This window comes from Paenibacillus ihbetae (genome assembly GCF_002741055.1).
Taxonomy (GTDB): domain Bacteria; phylum Bacillota; class Bacilli; order Paenibacillales; family Paenibacillaceae; genus Paenibacillus_AQ; species Paenibacillus_AQ ihbetae.
This window is the reverse complement of sequence record NZ_CP016809.1, coordinates 5569448-5586591: the sequence shown is the minus strand read 5'-3', so window position 1 is coordinate 5586591 and position 17144 is coordinate 5569448. Positions and strand designations below refer to the sequence as shown.

14 protein-coding genes are annotated in these 17144 nt (G+C 53.8%); all 14 read right to left on the bottom strand.

The features are described from left to right. Positions 1-18: 18 nt before the first annotated feature. The 14 genes from BBD41_RS25160 to BBD41_RS25095 all read right to left on the bottom strand — a co-directional run bounded on the left by BBD41_RS25160 (position 19) and on the right by BBD41_RS25095 (position 17119). Positions 19-2658 (bottom strand): FtsK/SpoIIIE family DNA translocase, encoded by a 2640-nt coding sequence (locus BBD41_RS25160; RefSeq protein WP_099479291.1) that lies wholly within the window; start codon positions 2656-2658, stop codon positions 19-21. Positions 2659-2720: 62 nt separating this feature from the next. Next, positions 2721-2978: a YlzJ-like family protein gene (locus BBD41_RS25155; protein WP_099479289.1), complete on the bottom strand. Its 258-nt coding sequence runs from the start codon at positions 2976-2978 to the stop codon at positions 2721-2723. Next, positions 2975-3748 (bottom strand): ClpP family protease, encoded by a 774-nt coding sequence (locus BBD41_RS25150; protein ID WP_077567075.1) that lies wholly within the window; start codon positions 3746-3748, stop codon positions 2975-2977. The genes BBD41_RS25155 and BBD41_RS25150 overlap by 4 nt, the downstream gene beginning before the upstream one ends. A 367-nt stretch (positions 3749-4115) precedes the next feature. Continuing rightward, positions 4116-5795 (bottom strand): ribonuclease J, encoded by a 1680-nt coding sequence (locus tag BBD41_RS25145; RefSeq protein WP_007128697.1) that lies wholly within the window; start codon positions 5793-5795, stop codon positions 4116-4118. A 233-nt stretch (positions 5796-6028) separates the two neighbouring features. Beyond that, complete coding sequence (gene dapA, locus BBD41_RS25140) at positions 6029-6910, bottom strand: 4-hydroxy-tetrahydrodipicolinate synthase (RefSeq protein ID WP_099479287.1); 882 nt, start codon at positions 6908-6910, stop codon at positions 6029-6031. A 137-nt stretch (positions 6911-7047) separates the two neighbouring features. After that, positions 7048-8262 carry an aspartate kinase gene (gene dapG / locus BBD41_RS25135; RefSeq protein ID WP_077567077.1) on the bottom strand — a complete coding sequence of 405 codons (1215 nt, stop codon included), beginning with the start codon at positions 8260-8262 and terminating at the stop codon, positions 7048-7050. 168 nt (positions 8263-8430) lie between these two features. Beyond that, complete coding sequence (locus tag BBD41_RS25130) at positions 8431-9021, bottom strand: dipicolinate synthase subunit B (RefSeq protein WP_099479285.1); 591 nt, start codon at positions 9019-9021, stop codon at positions 8431-8433. Further along, the gene (gene dpsA / locus BBD41_RS25125) at positions 9021-9917 is read right to left on the bottom strand and encodes a dipicolinate synthase subunit DpsA (protein ID WP_099479283.1); all 897 of its coding nucleotides are present in this window, start codon (positions 9915-9917) and stop codon (positions 9021-9023) included. The genes BBD41_RS25130 and dpsA overlap by 1 nt, the downstream gene beginning before the upstream one ends. 262 nt (positions 9918-10179) lie before the next feature. Continuing rightward, positions 10180-10626, bottom strand: a complete 447-nt coding sequence (gene dut / locus BBD41_RS25120) for a dUTP diphosphatase (RefSeq protein ID WP_189636048.1) — start codon at positions 10624-10626, stop codon at positions 10180-10182. Further along, on the bottom strand, positions 10601-11869 hold the full coding sequence (locus tag BBD41_RS25115; protein ID WP_099479281.1) for a M16 family metallopeptidase: 1269 nt from the start codon (positions 11867-11869) through the stop codon (positions 10601-10603). The genes dut and BBD41_RS25115 overlap by 26 nt, the downstream gene beginning before the upstream one ends. 107 nt (positions 11870-11976) lie before the next feature. Beyond that, positions 11977-12975: a polysaccharide deacetylase family protein gene (locus tag BBD41_RS25110; RefSeq protein WP_077567081.1), complete on the bottom strand. Its 999-nt coding sequence runs from the start codon at positions 12973-12975 to the stop codon at positions 11977-11979. A gap of 245 nt (positions 12976-13220) precedes the next feature. Continuing rightward, positions 13221-15314: a polyribonucleotide nucleotidyltransferase gene (gene pnp, locus BBD41_RS25105; RefSeq protein WP_077567082.1), complete on the bottom strand. Its 2094-nt coding sequence runs from the start codon at positions 15312-15314 to the stop codon at positions 13221-13223. A gap of 413 nt (positions 15315-15727) precedes the next feature. Then, entirely contained in the window at positions 15728-15997 is a 270-nt protein-coding gene (rpsO, locus tag BBD41_RS25100; protein ID WP_006211281.1) for a 30S ribosomal protein S15, read from the bottom strand. Between the two features lie 168 nt (positions 15998-16165). Beyond that, positions 16166-17119, bottom strand: a complete 954-nt coding sequence (locus BBD41_RS25095; protein WP_099479279.1) for a bifunctional riboflavin kinase/FAD synthetase — start codon at positions 17117-17119, stop codon at positions 16166-16168. Between the last annotated feature and the right edge of the window lie 25 nt (positions 17120-17144).

Below are 17144 nucleotides of genomic sequence, written 5' to 3'. Positions count from 1 at the left end.
CTTTAAACGGAAACGGCATCAGCTTATTCGATTTTGCTGCTGCTGATACTGCTCCAACGACATCAGCACTTCGCGCGGTTTGCTTCCCTCATAGGGACCGATCACCCCGCGGGCTTCCATGGAATCGATGAGCCGCGCTGCTCGGGTATACCCGACGCGCATTCTCCGCTGCAGCAAGGAAACGGAGGCCTGCTTCGCTTCAAGGACGATGGTGACCGCCTGGTCATACAGCTCATCGAGCTCCTCATCCCCGGATTGCGCGGACTCCTCAATCTCCGGAACAAGCGATTCGTCATATTCCGCCTGCCCCTGATCGCGTACGAAGGAGACGATATTCTCGACCTCCTGGTCGCTCATAAACGCTCCCTGCACGCGAATCGGCTTGGAGGATCCCATCGGCATAAACAGCATGTCGCCGCGTCCGAGGAGCTTCTCCGCACCGGCCATATCGAGTATGGTCCGCGAATCGACCTGGGAGGATACGCCGAAGGCGATCCGTGAAGGGATGTTCGCCTTGATAACACCCGTAATAACATCGACCGACGGCCGCTGTGTTGCAATGATCAGATGGATGCCCGCGGCACGGGCCATCTGTGCGAGACGGGTAATGGCATCCTCCACGTCGTTAGCTGCTACCATCATCAAGTCGGCGAGCTCGTCCACGATAACGACGATATAAGGCAGAACCGCCGCTGGATTATCCTTCATCAGATTGTTATAACCCTCGATATTGCGGGTGCCTGATTTGGAGAAGAGATCGTAGCGCTTCTCCATTTCGACCACGATTTTTTTCAGGGCGAGCGACGCCCGCTTCGGATCGGTTACAACCGGTGCCATCAGATGCGGGATGCCGTTGTATACATTCAGCTCGACCATCTTCGGATCGACCATCAGGAACTTGACCTCATCCGGCTTGGCCTTGTACAGAATGCTCGTGATGATCCCGTTAATACAGACCGACTTCCCCGACCCGGTTGCACCCGCAACGAGCAGGTGGGGCATCCGGGCCAGGTTGCCGACGATCGTCTGGCCGGAAATATCCCGGCCAAAGGCGATCGACAGCTTGGATTCTGCCTCCTGGAAGATCGGAGTTTCCATGACTTCACGCATTGTTACAATTGAAACTTCATTGTTCGGCACCTCGATGCCGATGGCGGATTTGCCCGGAATCGGGGCCTCCATCCGAATATCCTTGGCAGCCAGCGCAAGGGCGATGTCATCCGTCAAGTTGACGATCCGGCTGACCTTCACGCCGATATCCGGCTGAATTTCATAGCGGGTCACCGAAGGTCCTCTCACGACCTCCAGCACCTTGGCACGGACGCCGAAGCTTTCGAGCGTAGCTTCCAGCTTGCGGGCCGTCTGCATGTAATCGCTCTGATCCCCGCCTTTTCCGCCATTCTTCGGCTTGGATAGCAGACGGAACGGAGGCAGCTTATAGGGCTTAGGCGGCGGTGCGGGAGGTGCCGCAGGTATGGATTGTCCAATCCCGTTGCCCGTGCCATCCTGGCCGTTTGCCTCTGCTGCTGCACCGTCACCTGAATGTTCGGCTTCGACAGCGTTAACCGCAGCTTCCGAATGGTCCGGCGATATGTCCATCCCCGGTTCGCCGATTGGCCCGTCCGGCTCATCGGCCTCCTCATGCAGGCTGCCTTCCTGCTTCACCTGCTCGAAGAAATCACGGATAATCGGCGAGGAAGGGGCTCCTGAATGTTCGGCTTCTTCCGGTGACAAATGCGCAGCGTCGTCATTCCGGTACAGAACCTTCTCGACCTGATCATGAACACCGTTCCCGGCCGTAAATACGGGGGCTTGATCTTCGTCATGATCATCGCTGAAATCGGGCGTTGGCTGTGCCGTCTTTTGCCCCTTGCCGCCAAACAGCTGAAAAAACTGCGGGGCTTTACGGCGCGGCAGCCGCAGATCCTCCATATCGTCCAAATCATCATCTAAATCGTCCGGCAGCGGCGTCCGCTCCTCCTTCGCCGCTGTTTTGGCAGCAGCTTTGGATTTCGTCTGCCTACTGTTCATCTTCTTCTGAAGCCGTTCTCCCGCCTTAACCACTCTTACGCGGAACATTCGCATCAAATCCACGTAAGACAAGTTCGTTATCAGCATAAAGCTGATAAACAGCATGACGATGACAATCAATCTTGCGCCAAGGCTGCCAAATAACATGATCAAGAGCGCAAACTGTAAAGCTCCGACATATCCTCCGCTGATATCTCTGCCCATAACGGGATGTTGATCGCTGCGAACCTCACCATGGAGGAGCTCACCTTGCAAATCACTATGTATCTGGCTCATCACATTCGAAGCAGTCAACTGCCCGATGGGAGCCAGCTTGGATCCCAAACCCGCGATGCTGCTCATTAATGTAAGGGCCAAGACCAGAAGAAGAACGCCGGTTCGTCTGCTGTTCCAACGGCGCGGCCATTTACGGTGAATCATCACCATTAATCCGTAATAGATACCGATCAGGGGGATGATAAAATAATATTTGCCAAGCAAATATCCCGACATCTTGGCCAGGGAACGCCCGACCGGCGCCTCTCCGGATAACGCAATCACCGAGAGGGTCATGAGCACGATCCCGTAGATTTCGTATTTCAGTACGGCTGCAAAGGCAGCCTTCTTCTTTTTTCTGCGCTTCGCCAAAAAGTCTCACCCCCGAAACCATATTATAGCATAATATTCGGTGGCGTACCTATGTTCTGTTTTCAGCCTTTAGCCTCATTTTCACCCGCTGCGATCGTCGGAATATAGCGAATGATACTGCCTGGAGCATAACTGGAATTCAAGTAATGCTCGAGCCCGCAATCCAGGAGACGGACGATCCTGGCCTGCTCCTCTCCCATCGGTTCGACTTCCATCAGGACGCCCCCGATCCGGATCTCTCTAAAGCGACGGCCCGGCTCTAAATCGTCCGAACCTGGGGCGAGGCTCCGCTCAAGTGGAATAATGCTGTACCAGCTCATTGCGTGATTCCCCCCGGGGTGACCGCTTTTCGCTCGGCAATCATTTGATTCAGCCGTAGCAGCGCTTGGCCGATCCCCCCGACTTCATCCATCAGCCCGTACTCAACCGCATCGGAGCCCGATACCGCCGTACCGATGTCCCGGTTCAGCTCGCCGGTCTTGAACATGAGATCCTTAAACTGCTCCTCTGAGATCCGGGAGTGGCTCGTGACGAAACGGACGACCCGCTCCTGCATCTTCTCCATATACTCGAACGTTTGCGGCACTCCGATGACAAGTCCGCTCATCCGGATCGGATGGATCGTCATTGTCGCGCTCTCCGCGATGAACGAATGATCGGCAGCTACGGCGATCGGCACCCCGATGCTGTGCCCGCCTCCGATAACCACCGTAACGGTCGGTTTGGACAGCGATGCGATCATCTCTGCGATGGCCAGGCCGGCCTCTACGTCTCCGCCCACCGTATTAAGAATGATGAGGAGTCCTTCAATCTTCGGATTCTGCTCGGCTGCCACGAGCTGCGGGATCATGTGCTCGTATTTCGTCGTTTTATTTTGCGGAGGCAGCACGAAATGCCCCTCGATTTGGCCGATTATGGTCATGCAGAATACATTAGATTCATTGCCGACCGGCACCCCGGTTTGGCCCAGCTGGGTGATCGCTTCCGTTACGGCACTCTTCTTCCCCTCTTCGGCCGGAGCCGCCGGCGCTTCGGTTTCCCCGGTAATGCCGGCACCCTTTCTGCCGGTAAACTCTAGCTCGTTTTGCATAACGCCATCCCTGCCTTTTCGCTTATTCTTGGGCTGCAGCTACATCCATAGCTGACCCTTAGTATGGCAAGCGGCGGCATAGTTTTATGCTTCCGGCCAGGATCGGCGTGCAAAACCTACGAATCTTGATCAAGGTATCCTTGCATATGGCGCAGGTTTGCATGTCCTTCACAGAGACATCCCCCATTCCTTCGATTGTAACTTCTACCTGTCATGAATTACATGTTCGCTTGTAGCGATTGAATCCTGCGGTTTGTAAAACAGCATAAAAAGCCCCTCTTTCGCGGAAACCGTCCAATTATTACCTGCGAAAGAGAGGCGACTGTGTGCCTGATTATTTTTGAGGTCGTTATGCTAAAACGACAATTTATACTTCCATGATGATCGGAAGGATCATCGGTCTACGGCGTGTCTGCTCGTACAAGAAGCGTCCGAGCGCGTCCTTGACGCTAGTTTTCAGTGACGCCCACTCGTTTACGTTCTCACTCATCAGCTTCTGAAGCGTGCTGGAAACGATCCGGTTAGCCTCATCCAGAAGACCTTCAGATTCACGGACATAAACGAATCCGCGCGAGATGATATCCGGACCGGAGACGATGGAACCGTTCTGCTTGCTGAGCGTAACGACAACAACCAGGATGCCGTCTTGGGACAACAGCTTTCGGTCGCGCAGCACGATGTTGCCTACGTCACCTACACCAAGTCCGTCAATCAGAACGTTGCCTGCGGTTACCTTGCCGGCCTTGCGGGCGGCTCCGCCTTGAATCTCTACGATCTCACCGATATCGGTAATAAAGATGTTGTCCGGGTCGACACCGACGGACTCTGCAAGCAGAGCGTGACGGCGCTGCATCCGGTACTCCCCGTGAACAGGGATGAAAAATTGCGGCTTCATCAGGTTCAGCATCAGCTTCAGCTCTTCCTGGCTTCCGTGGCCCGATACGTGCACACCGGAGTTGGAACCGCTGTAAATCACGTCGGCACCGAGGCGGAACAGCTCGTCGATCGTGCGTCCGACATACTTCTCGTTGCCCGGAACCGGGGTTGCGGCAATGATGACCGTATCGCCTGGCAAAATATCCACCTTGCGGTGGGTCGAGCGAGCCATGCGCGTAAGCGCCGACATCGGCTCTCCCTGACTGCCTGTACACAATACGACCACGCGGTCGGCTGCCATCTTGTTAACCTCTTCCGGCTCGATCAGCATGCCGTCAGGGATATGAAGATATCCAAGCTCGGCTGCAATCGAGACGACGTTCACCATGCTTCTCCCGATCACCGTAACCTTGCGTCCGGTGGATTCGGCAGCATTCACTACTTGCTGGATCCGGTGTACATTCGATGCGAATGTAGCCACCACCACACGCTGCTCGGCCTTGCGGAAAATATCTTCAAGAACGATGCCCACGTTTTTCTCCGAAGGCGTAAAGCCGGGTCTTTCCGCATTGGTGCTGTCGGACAGAAGGGCGAGAACGCCCTTGCTTCCGATCTCAGCCATCCGCTGCAAATCCGCATACTGGTCATTGACCGGCGTATGGTCGAATTTAAAGTCCCCTGTATGCACCACATTGCCTTCCGGCGTCTCGATGCAAATGCCGACCGAATCCGGGATACTGTGGTTGGTCTTGAAGAAGGTCGCCTTCATGGTGTTTCCGAGCTTGACCTCGGAATCCGCATGAATCAGAATCCGCTTCGTTTCGCCCAGCAGATTCGCTTCCCTGAGCTTGTTCTCCACCAATCCGAGTGTCAATTTCGTTCCGTAAACCGGAACATTCAAGTGCTTCAACACGTACGGGAGTCCGCCGATATGGTCCTCGTGACCGTGAGTCAGCAAAATCCCTCTCACCTTGTCGCGATTTTCCGTTAAATAGCTAATATCAGGAATAACGATATCAATTCCAAGCATATCTTCTTCTGGGAACTTCAGCCCAGCATCCACGACTACGATGTCATTGGCATATTGGATGACATACATGTTTTTCCCGATCTCACCGACGCCGCCCAAGGCAAAAATCGATAGTTTATCGCTGCTTATTTTCTTAGACAAATGTATCTAACCCTCCTATAGTTTTGGACGTCGTACCATTGTTATATTTAAATTTCAAAAAAATACCGCACCCAGTCACTTGAATTCATTATACATGATGAAAAAGTGAAAACACAAGTCAGCCGCCTACGTGTCCCATAGGATGCCCGAAACGGTGCGGTTTATAACGAAAGAAGCCGCTGCCTTCTTCAGGCAGCGGCTGTACGTTTATTCGGCTTTTCGAAGCAGGTATATTACAATGACGCCAGCATCGAACGGATGAACGATGCTTCGCTTTCACTCGGCGAGACGAGCGGCAGGCGGACATCGCCGACCTGATAGCCTCTTTCATTCAATGCGAACTTAACCGCGGATGGGTTCGGAAGCGGGTCCGGACACTCGAACAATCCCTTGAACAGCGGGAATAACGATTGGTGAAGCTTTGCAGCTTCCTGCACATTCCCGGCTACATACGCTTCGATCATCTCTTTCATCCGCGCGCCGGCAATATGACTGGCAACACTCACGATGCCGTAGGCTCCTACCGACAAGGCCGGCAACGCTGCCGAATCGTCGCCGGAATAGACGATGAATCCTTCCGGTGCGCCGGCCGCGATTGCGGTTACCTGATCGATCGAGGCGCATTCCTTCGTGGCAACGATATTCGGCAATTGCGCAAGTCGCAACGTCGTTGCGGTGCTCAAGCTGACCCCCGTGCGTCCAGGCACGTTGTACAGCATGACAGGCAGCGAGGTTGCTGCTGCGATTGCTTCAAAATGCTTATACAGACCTTCTTGGTTCGGTTTATTGTAATAAGGAGCGACCAGCAGAATGCCGTCGACCCCGCAAGCTTCAGCTTTCTTCGTCAATTCGACCGAATGCGCGGTGTTGTTGCTGCCTGTGCCTGCGATTATTTTACATCTCCCGGCCGCCTGCTTCACGGCGAATGCGAACAGCTCGAGCTTCTCCGATTCGGTCAGCGTGGGAGACTCGCCGGTTGTCCCGGCGATTACAAGGGAGTCTGATTTTTGATCCGCAATCAAATGCTCAATTAATCTTGCCGTCTCGTCCCAATTGATCTCGCCGCTGCGATCGAACGGGGTGACCATGGCCGTAATCAATCTTCCGAAATCCACAATGATTCCTCCTTAGCTTTTTCCCGTACACGGGAAAACCTGCTTCATTCTAGTACATAGCATATCTTATATGAGGGCAATCTGCATTAAAAACGCCTTGATCCATGCCGATAAACGATAGGACAATTGATGCTGATTTATCGATGAAGCTCAAATTTGCTGTGCAGGGCGCGCAGCGCCTGAGCCATATCTTCTTTTTTGACAAGCACCCAAATCGTTGTGTTGGAGTCGGCCGATTGCAAAATGGAAATATCGTGCTCGCTGAGCGATTCGACAATTTTCGCCATAATGCCGGGCACACCGTTGATACCGCCTCCGATTACCGAAACCTTCGCGCATCCGGATAAGCTTCTCGGCTTCAATCCGAGGTTTTGCAGAACTTCAATCGCCTTTTCCGAATCGCTGTCGAAAACGGTATAAACAACCCCGGTCGGGGTAACATTAATAAAGTCCACGCTGATCGAATGCTCAGCCATGGATTTGAACACCTTCAGCTGCAAGCCTTCGGTCCGGTCGCACTCGACCGAGATTTGGGTAATGTTGCTGACATAGGCAACGCCGGTCACATAGCGGTCTACAATGCCGGATTGGATGTCCCTGAATCCTTCAGGCTGGGTCACTAGCGTTCCTTCGCTGTCCGAAAAGGTCGAACGGACGCGAACGGGAATTTGGGACTGCATCGCAATCTCCACCGCTCTCGGATGAATGACCTTGGCCCCCTGATGGGCCATATTGCAAATCTCCGTGTAGCTTACATAGCTTAACGGCTTGGCATCCTCTACGATCCGTGGGTCTGCCGTCAAAATACCGTTCACATCGGTATAGATATCCACCATTTCAGCACGAAGCGCCGCACCTAGTGCTGTTGCGGAGGTGTCGCTGCCTCCTCTGCCGAGCGTCGTTAAATCCCCCGACTCGGTCTGCCCCTGAAAGCCCGTCACGATCACGACCTGGAATTGCTCCAGCTCCTTCAAAACCCGATCAGGCTTCACGTCCTTGATGCGTGCATTACCGAAGTGATTGTCTGTTAGAAATCCGGCTTGGGCGCCTGTCAGCACCGTAGCGGTAATGCCCTCATGCTGAAGCAGGCTGCACAGCGTTGTCGCCGATATCACTTCACCGCAGCCCAGCAGCATGTCCTTCTCCCTGCTTGGAAGAGCATTTCCGTTATGCTCGATCCAATCCAGCAGCGTGTCGGTTGCGTAGGGTTCCCCCCGTCGTCCCATCGCGGACACCACGACAACCAATCGGTACTGATTGTCCAACTCGCGCCGGATGTGTCCGATCACATGGTTTCTCGCTTGCGGTGTGGACAACGAAGTGCCTCCGAATTTTTGAACTAAGATGCGCATGCATATTCCTCCGTTTATCTATGCCCGGGAGCGTGTAAACTCGGGCCGACCGACTGAAACGGCCGGCTATGTAGCCTGGCCGCTTCGGTTAGTGCAGGATGATTTCAGCAAAACTCCATGGATCTGCTGTTTATTTGAATGTTAAGGTTCCAAATGATGCCTTTCGTATCAATGAGCGTATTGCACAAGCATCGGCTGCAGCTGTTTTCCTTCCAGCGCCGCAGAGCAGGCTTCCGGAATCAAGTCCATTCTCGCCACGAGCGAGTTCGGCTTCTGCTGCGGGTTATCCTGGCCGAACGGAACGAAATAGATATTCTTCGTAACCAGCAGTTTGGCGATATTGGCTGCATTCAGTCCCAGTCCGTCGTTCGTTGAAATGGCAAGCACCAGCGGTCTGCCATTTCTCATCTGCGCCTTGGCAGCCATCAGAACAGGACTATCCGTCATCGCATTCGCCAGCTTGCTGGTCGTATTCCCCGTGCAAGGAGCGATGACCAGCACGTCAAGAAGCTTGGAAGGTCCAAGCGGCTCCGCCTCAACAATCGTAGAAATAATATCATTCCCGGTTATATCTTTCAACTGTTTCTGCCAATTTTCCGATGTCCCAAATCGGGTATCCGTCGTCATGATGGTGCTTGATACAATCGGAACCACATTCGCTCCGCCCGATTTGAACCGCTCGATCTGCGGCATCACTTCTTCCAGCGTGCAGTGTGACCCCGTCAGGGCATAGCCCACCGTTTTTCCATTCCAATTCATTACGCATCCCCCCGAATCTTGATTTCTTCTGAAATCAGCTCCACCAGCGCGTTGGCGATTATGATGCCGGCTGTCTTAGGAGCCACGATTCCGGGTAGTCCGGGTGCGAGCATGGCTTTGATGCCCCGTTTTTCGGCATAGCGAAAATCGCATCCGCCGGGTGCGGAGGCGAGATCGATGATGACAGCCTCCCGAGGCATTTTCGAGATGATTTGTGCTGTGACTATCATAGTTGGAATCGTGTTAAAAAGCAAGTCAACACCGGCTACATGAGTCCCCAAATCCTTGATGAGAAAAGGCTTCCAGCCCATTTCCTCCGCTCTGGCATAATGCTCCGATTTCCGTACGCCCATCATGACATTCGCACCGAGCCCCTGGAGGCTCCGCGCCATCGTAAATCCCGTCCGGCCCATGCCGAGCACCATGCTCGTCGATCCATGAACCGTAAAATCGGTATTCTGGATCGCCATCATGAGCGCTCCTTCCGCCGTCGGGATGGAGTTGTAGATCGCTACATCGTCCCGTTCAAATATTTCAACCAGCTTGATTGTATATTTCTCACACAGCGATCGTAAGTAAGGTTTGGCCATGCCGGTATAAACGACCCCGTGCTTCGGCATAGCGGCAATATGATCCTCCAGCAGCCGTAATGGACCTTCCGAAAACAATGCGCTGACACGTCCCTCATCATCGCAGCCGACTACCGGCAAAATCAGGGCGTCGGCATCCGCCATCAGCTCGGTGGTCAGCGTCTCGCGCGTAACCCCTTGGAATGAATCCTGCAGCTTCTCAAAGCCCGCGATCATGACAGAAGCATCCATCTCGGCGCATTTGCGGATCACTTCAATTTGCCTTGCGTCTCCTCCAACGAAGACGGTCCGGACTCCAGTCAGCATGGAAGGCGTCGCTCCTTTCTTTCAAACCAATGTATAGACCATCTTATGCTGCGGCCCATAAGGTGGTGAGGGAATAATCCATGTCACGCGTTGGAAAGCACGCACGCGCCGCGTAGAAGCGTTGGCTCGCTGCTGCGCGATTTGTCATCATCGCGCGGAAGAGGCGACATATTCAGCGGTGTCCGGCAACAACAAAAAAGCCGCTTCAGCTATACAGCCAAAGCAGCTTTCCAATGCGGTGCATGAAGCTCGCAAACGTGAGCTATTTCCCCGTATGTCCAAATCCGCCCGCACCGCGAACCGTTTCGGACAGCTCTTCCACCTCGGTAAAGGCGACGGCAGGCACGGTCTGAAACACCATTTGCGCAATCCGCTCGTTCCGCTCGATCGTAAATGGCTCTTGTCCCAAATTAATGAGCAGCACCTTCACTTCACCGCGATAGTCGGCATCGATGGTGCCCGGCGAATTCAAGCAGGTAATTCCGTGCTTGAACGCCAGTCCGCTGCGAGGGCGGATTTGGGCCTCCAGCTCTGCCGGCATGGCCATGGCAAAGCCTGCCGGGATCAGCTTGCGCTCGCCCGGCTGCAGAACCACCGGTTCCTGTACAGCGGCATGCAGGTCGAAGCCTGCAGCGAGCTCGGACATTTTCACAGGCAGCTTCACATCTTCATTACCGGGTAATCTATGGATTTGAACGTAATGCAACAAATTCATTCCTCCTATGTCCATTCAATGCTTTGTCTGAGGTTCCAACCATTGCGAGCGCATATGGCGTATTAAACATTCGGTTGAGGACGGCATTCACATCCTCCATGCTAACTTTCTCAATCCGCTTGATCAGCTCGTCAAGGGTGTAATGACGGCCCAGCATCAGCTCGTTCTTGCCCAGCCGGTTCATGCGGCTGCTGGTGCTCTCCAGGCTCAGGATGAGGCTTCCCTTCAGCTGCTCCTTCCCCTTCTTAAGCTCCTGCTCCGTCATGCCGTTCGTCGCCAGATCATGCAGCATCTCGATCGTCAGGTCCAGCACGTCCTTCGTCTGCTTGGGCGCCGTGCCCGCATAGATGGTGAACATGCCGCTGTCCGCATGCGAGCTGTGATAGGAATATACCGAGTAAGCAAGCCCCCGCTTCTCCCGGATTTCCTGGAACAGCCGCGAGCTCATTCCGCCGCCGATGGCATTGTTCAGAAGCACCATCGCATATTGAAGATCCTCGCCGATTGAGCAGCCCGGGAACGACATGCAAATATGATTCTGCTCGGTCTTCTTCTTCCGGAACTGGACGCCGTCCAGAAAAGAAGGCACCTCCAGGGCCTCAGGCGCGCGGCGGTTGGAAAATCCGCCGAAGTGCCGCTCCAACAGCTCGATCGTTCCTTCATTGATATTGCCGGCAAGGGCAATAACCGTATTCTCGATTGTGTAATGTTGTTCCATGTATGCGCGCAGCGCGTCGGAATCCATCGCTTCCAGCCGTTCCTTCGTGCCGAGGATCGGAAATGCCAGCGGGTGATCGCCATAGACAGCCGTCGACATCAGGTCATGAACCAGATCATCCGGCGTATCCTCATACATGGCGATTTCTTCCAGAATCACATTCTTCTCCTTCGCCAATTCTTCCGCATCCAGCTTGGAGTTGAAGAACATATCGGAAAGAACGTCGACTGCAATCGGAAAATGCTCATCCAATACCTTCGCATAATAACAGGTATACTCTTTGGCCGTGAACGCGTTGACATTTCCGCCGATCGCGTCGAACTGCTCGGCAATCGCACGGGCGTCAAACCGCTCCGTCCCTTTGAACATCATATGCTCTATAAAATGCGTAATCCCATTGATCTCCGGCGTCTCATTGCGGGATCCGGTCTTTACCCAGATGCCGAAGGATACCGAACGACTTGTGGGAATGCTCTCCATCACCACGCGCAGGCCGTTTGACAATTGTATTTTTTTCACGAAAGGGCCCCCTAACTGTCCATCCAGGTTCATTTCAGCTGACTAACAGCCTCATGCCATCCATTCATTCTATCAAACTTTACCATGTGCCACAACACCTTGGATGTCTAAGTTCCGCCCGGCATAACCCGGTCAGGCGAAAGCGTCTGGCTGACCGTGCCGATCGTCAGGCCCTTGGCCCGTATGCCGTCAATCATTCCCTTCAACGCTTTCGAGGAGGAGTCCGTGGGATGCATGAGAATGAGGAAGCCTGGTTCGACCTTGCTGCTTATTTTCTGAACGACCGCTTCCGGTGCCGGATGCTGCCAATCCACGGTATCCAGCGTCCACAGCACCGTTTTCAGCCCCCGGGCATGGGCAATCGCTACCGTCTGCTTGTTGAAATCGCCGGAAGGGGGCGCAAACCATTGATTTTCCACCCCTAAACTGGTCTTTAGCAGCTCCTGCGTTTTCGCAATTTCCATATCGGCGCGTTCCCTGCTTAAACGGCTCATATTGGGATGGGTATAGGCATGGTTCTCGACTTCATGGCCCCGCTTGACAATCTCGCCTGCGAGCTCCGGATTTTTCTTGAGCCAGCTGCCGTCGAGGAAGAAGGTGGTCTTGATATTCTCCTCATCGAGCGTATTCAGCATGGGCTCCAGAAATTCGTTGCCCCACGCAACATTGATCATGAGCGACACCATCGGTTTATTCGGATTCCCCCGATAGATCGGGTGAGATGCAAGATCCAGGTCGTTCAGCGTTATTTTGGCCGGAATTTCACGATATACGAGCGGGAGGCTCTCGCCCTCCCCCCGGTTCTTGACAGCCAGATTATAGGTTGCCTCCACATCGACCTCGAGCCCGTTATAGCCGGGGATTGCCTCCCATACTCGATCCACTCTCGCGTCCACAGGCTCCACTCTTTTCTTGGCCGCCACAGCCTCGATCTGATTGAGCAGCTCCACATCCACTACCGCTCCCGTAAGACTGCTGCTGTTCACGAGCCTTGCATTGGCCGCAGGCTCAAGTCCGGACACATACCCCCACGCGCCGCTGAACACGGCGGCAGCCGATACCAACGCGGTACCGGTCAGGAGCACGGCGATTTTCTTATCTTTCATGGGCTCTCCCACTCTCCCTCAGGCAGCTTTGTCCCATTTTATGTGCCGGGCTCCGGAATTATGAGCCGAAAGTAGAGCTGCAGCCCCGGGCTGGGGGTGCCCATCCCTGCTCGCCACTTGGGTGGCTATGCTGAACATCGTCCAGGAGTCCTCCTTAATCCGCTGCAAGACGCAAAAAAAGAGCCAGAATCAGGTTCTGTCTCTTTCTTCATTTGCTGTTACGGACGCTCAGTCCATGCCCGCGATTACTTCGCTTCTGCCGTCAAAACCGCTTTGCGCGACAGGTTAATGCGTCCTTGCTGATCGATTTCCGTGACCTTAACGGTGATGACGTCGCCAATGGCAACCACATCCTCCACCTTCGCCACCCGTTCGGTCGACAGTTGGGAAATGTGAACCAGTCCGTCTTTGTTAGGCAGAATTTCCACGAACGCGCCGAACTTTTCGATCCGCTTGACGGTACCGGTGTAGATTTCGCCGACCGCGACTTCCTTTACAATGCCTTCGATAATCGTGAGGGCTTTGCGGTTCATCTCTTCATTCGAGGAAGCGATAAATACGCGTCCGTCCTGCTCGATGTCGATCTTCACGCCGGTTTCCTCAATGATTTTGTTGATAATCTTGCCGCCGGCTCCGATAACATCGCGGATTTTGTCCGGATTGATCTGCATCGTAATGATCTTAGGCGCATATTGGGACAAGCTTGCTCTCGGTTCTTTGATGACTTCCATCATCTTGCCGAGGATATGCATACGTCCTTCCTTTGCTTGCTGGAGTGCTTCCTGCAAAATCGCGCGGTCGATGCCGTCGATTTTGATATCCATCTGAATGGCGGTAACCCCGTCCGGCGTTCCGGCAACCTTGAAGTCCATATCCCCGAGATGGTCTTCCATCCCCTGGATGTCCGTCAGAATGGATACATGCTCTCCGTCCTTGATCAAGCCCATGGCTACGCCTGCTACAGGCGCTTTGATCGGTACACCGGCGTCCATCATTGCCAGCGTGCTTGCGCAAATGCTCGCCTGGGAAGTCGAACCGTTCGATTCAAGCACTTCCGATACCAGGCGAATCGTATACGGGAACTCGGCTTCATTGGGAATGACCTTGCTCAGTGCACGCTCACCCAAGGCACCATGTCCGATTTCCCGGCGACCTGGCGCGCGGAGCGGACGAGCCTCACCTACGCTGAACGGCGGGAAGTTATAATGGTGCATGAAACGCTTGGTTTCCTCCAAGTCGATGCCGTCAAGAATCTGGACATCGCCGAGCGCACCCAAAGTACATACGCTGAGCGCCTGCGTTTGACCGCGCGTGAACAAGCCGGAGCCGTGGGTTCTAGGAAGCAGGCCCGTATCGCATTCGATCGGACGAATCTCGGACAGACCGCGTCCATCCGGACGAACCTTGTCATGCGTGATGAGACGACGGACTTCCTCCTTCACGATATCGTGAAGAACCTCTTTAACATCCTTCAGAAGTTCCGGCGTTTCAATATATTTTTCCTCGAATACGGCGTAAGTCTCTTCATTAATCGCATCGATGGCATCCTGACGGGCATGCTTCTCTTCAATGCGAACGGCTTCGACAAGGCGGGCCTCCGCAAACTCGCGAACCTCGCGATCAACGTTTTCGTCTACGGCATGGAGCTTGACTTCCATCTTCTCCTTGCCGGCAACAGCCACCAATTCCTCGATCTTGGCCACGATCTTCTTGATTTCCTCATGACCGAACATGATCGCTTCCAGCATTACTTCTTCCGGAACCTCATTGGCTTCGGCCTCCACCATCATGATCGCGTCTTTCGTACCTGCTACGACAAGATAAATGTCGCTGGCTTCCTGCTCTGCAATCGTAGGGTTCACGACAAAATTGCCGTTAACGCGTCCTACCGCCACGCCGCCGATCGGTCCGTTGAACGGAACATCGGAAATGCTGAGCGCTGCAGAGGTACCGATCATCGCGGCAATTTCCGGCTCGCAGTCCTGATCCACGCTCATGACGAGATTAAGGACCTGAACATCGTTACGGAAGCCTTCCGGGAACAGCGGACGAATCGGACGGTCAGTCAAGCGGCTTGCAAGGATTGCCTTCTCGCTCGGTCTGCCCTCCCGCTTGATGAATCCGCCGGGGATTTTGCCGACCGCGTACAATCTTTCCTCATAGTTCACCGTTAACGGGAAGAAATCCAAATCCTTCGGCTCGCTTGAAGCCGTTACCGTACAGAGAACTGCCGTATCGCCGTAACGGACCATAACAGCCGCATTCGCCTGCTTAGCCAGCCGACCGGTTTCGAGTACGAGAGGTCTTCCGCCAAGCTGCATTTCAACACTAGTTTCCATGTATTCCCTCCTCATAGGGATAAAATTTTTTGTCGTCTTCTAGCTTTCAGTATTGCCAAAAACAGCGTCATCTTTAATAATGCCGCCCGGTTGAACGATCGGAGGCTCCTTGGATTCTATTGCTCGAACCTATGTACGAATAACAACGGTCTCACCTTGGAGCTCCCGATTGCACAAGCGGGAAACGCCGGCAGAAGCATAAAAGCATATGGAAGGCGAAGTCAGGTACTTCAATATCTATGTGAATATCTTTCGCAGCAAGGCCTCAGCTTATGAATAACGGCATCGCCCTGCAGGAAAGCGGGCAAACGAAAGCAAATTCCATATTACTTAGAAAAGAGCCCGGTTGTGCCGCTGTCGTTCCAAGAAGGACAGTGGACAACCAGGCTGTTTTCGGTAAATCCTATGGATGATTAGCGACGCAATCCAAGCTTCTCGATCAAAGCACTGTAACGTTTTACATCCTTGTTTTTCAAGTATGCAAGCAACTTACGGCGTTGGCCGACCATTTTCAGCAATCCACGGCGGGAATGATGATCCTTCTTGTGCGTACGCAAGTGGTCAGTCAAGTTCGTAATGTTTTCCGTTAGGATAGCGATCTGCACCTCTGGAGATCCTGTATCGGACTCGTGAGTTTTGTGCTCGTCAATCAGTTGTTGTTTACGTTCTTGAGTCAATGCCATCCTGTTCACCTCCTTCGTCATAATCGCCGTTGGCCCAGATACCGACGGTGAGATCAAACATCCAAGCCAAGGTTAAATTGCCCGTATCCCGGGCAACCTCTAAGAGTATAGCATACTTTTCCGAAAAAAGAAAATCCGATCCGCTAATTTACCGAAAAGCCAGCTGCCCTATTCGATGTCCTTCATAATTTTGCGGGCTTCGACCGCATCGCGGTGAATCCACTCCACAAGCTCCTGAACCGATTCGAACTTATGCTCTTTCCGAATATATTGAACCATCTCCACCGTCATGACCTGACCGTATAGATCGGCGCTGTAATCAAAAAGATGCACCTCGAAAATCGGCTTCGTAATGCCTTCATGGAACGTTGGCTTGACGCCGACGTTCATGACGCCGGCAATCCAGCTCCCCTCCTGATCCGAGCGTGCACGCACGGCGTACACGCCGAGGGCCGGGATGACGTACGGATCCGTCAGCTCGAGATTCGCCGTCGGAAAGCCGATCTGTCTTCCGCGCTTCTCCCCGTGGATGACGGTACCGCGGATGCTGTAATTTCGTCCGAGCCACCGGTTGGCATCCGCAAGCTGTCCGGTCTGCAGCGCAATCCGGATGGAGGAGCTGCCTACCTTCTCTCCATCCACTAAGAACGGCGGAACGGTAACGACAGACATCGCCCCTTCGCTCAAAGCCTGAAGCTTGACGGCATCTCCCGCTCCCTTATGTCCAAAGCGGAAATCAAATCCGACCACGGCCGTCTGCAGCGAGAGCGGGAGCAGCATGTCCGATACGAACGCTTCCGGGCTGACTTCCGAGAATGCTTTGTTGAACTCCACCACATACACGATATCGATGCCCATCTCCTGCAACAGCTTTTCTTTATCCGCTTGGGGAGTAAGATAGCCCTCATAATTTCCTTTGCCGATCACATCTTTGGGATGGGGATAGAAGGTGATCAGGGCGGCAGGAAGCCCTTGCTCCCGCGCAATTCCGACAGCTGTCGAAATCACGCTCTCATGACCCAGATGCAGACCGTCAAATTGTCCAATCGCCGCAACTTTTGGCACGCCGGCCTCCGTTACGGTCTCCGGATTTACAGGGTAGGATAATGATACAATTCTCATGTTTTCTCTCACCTCCATCCAACTA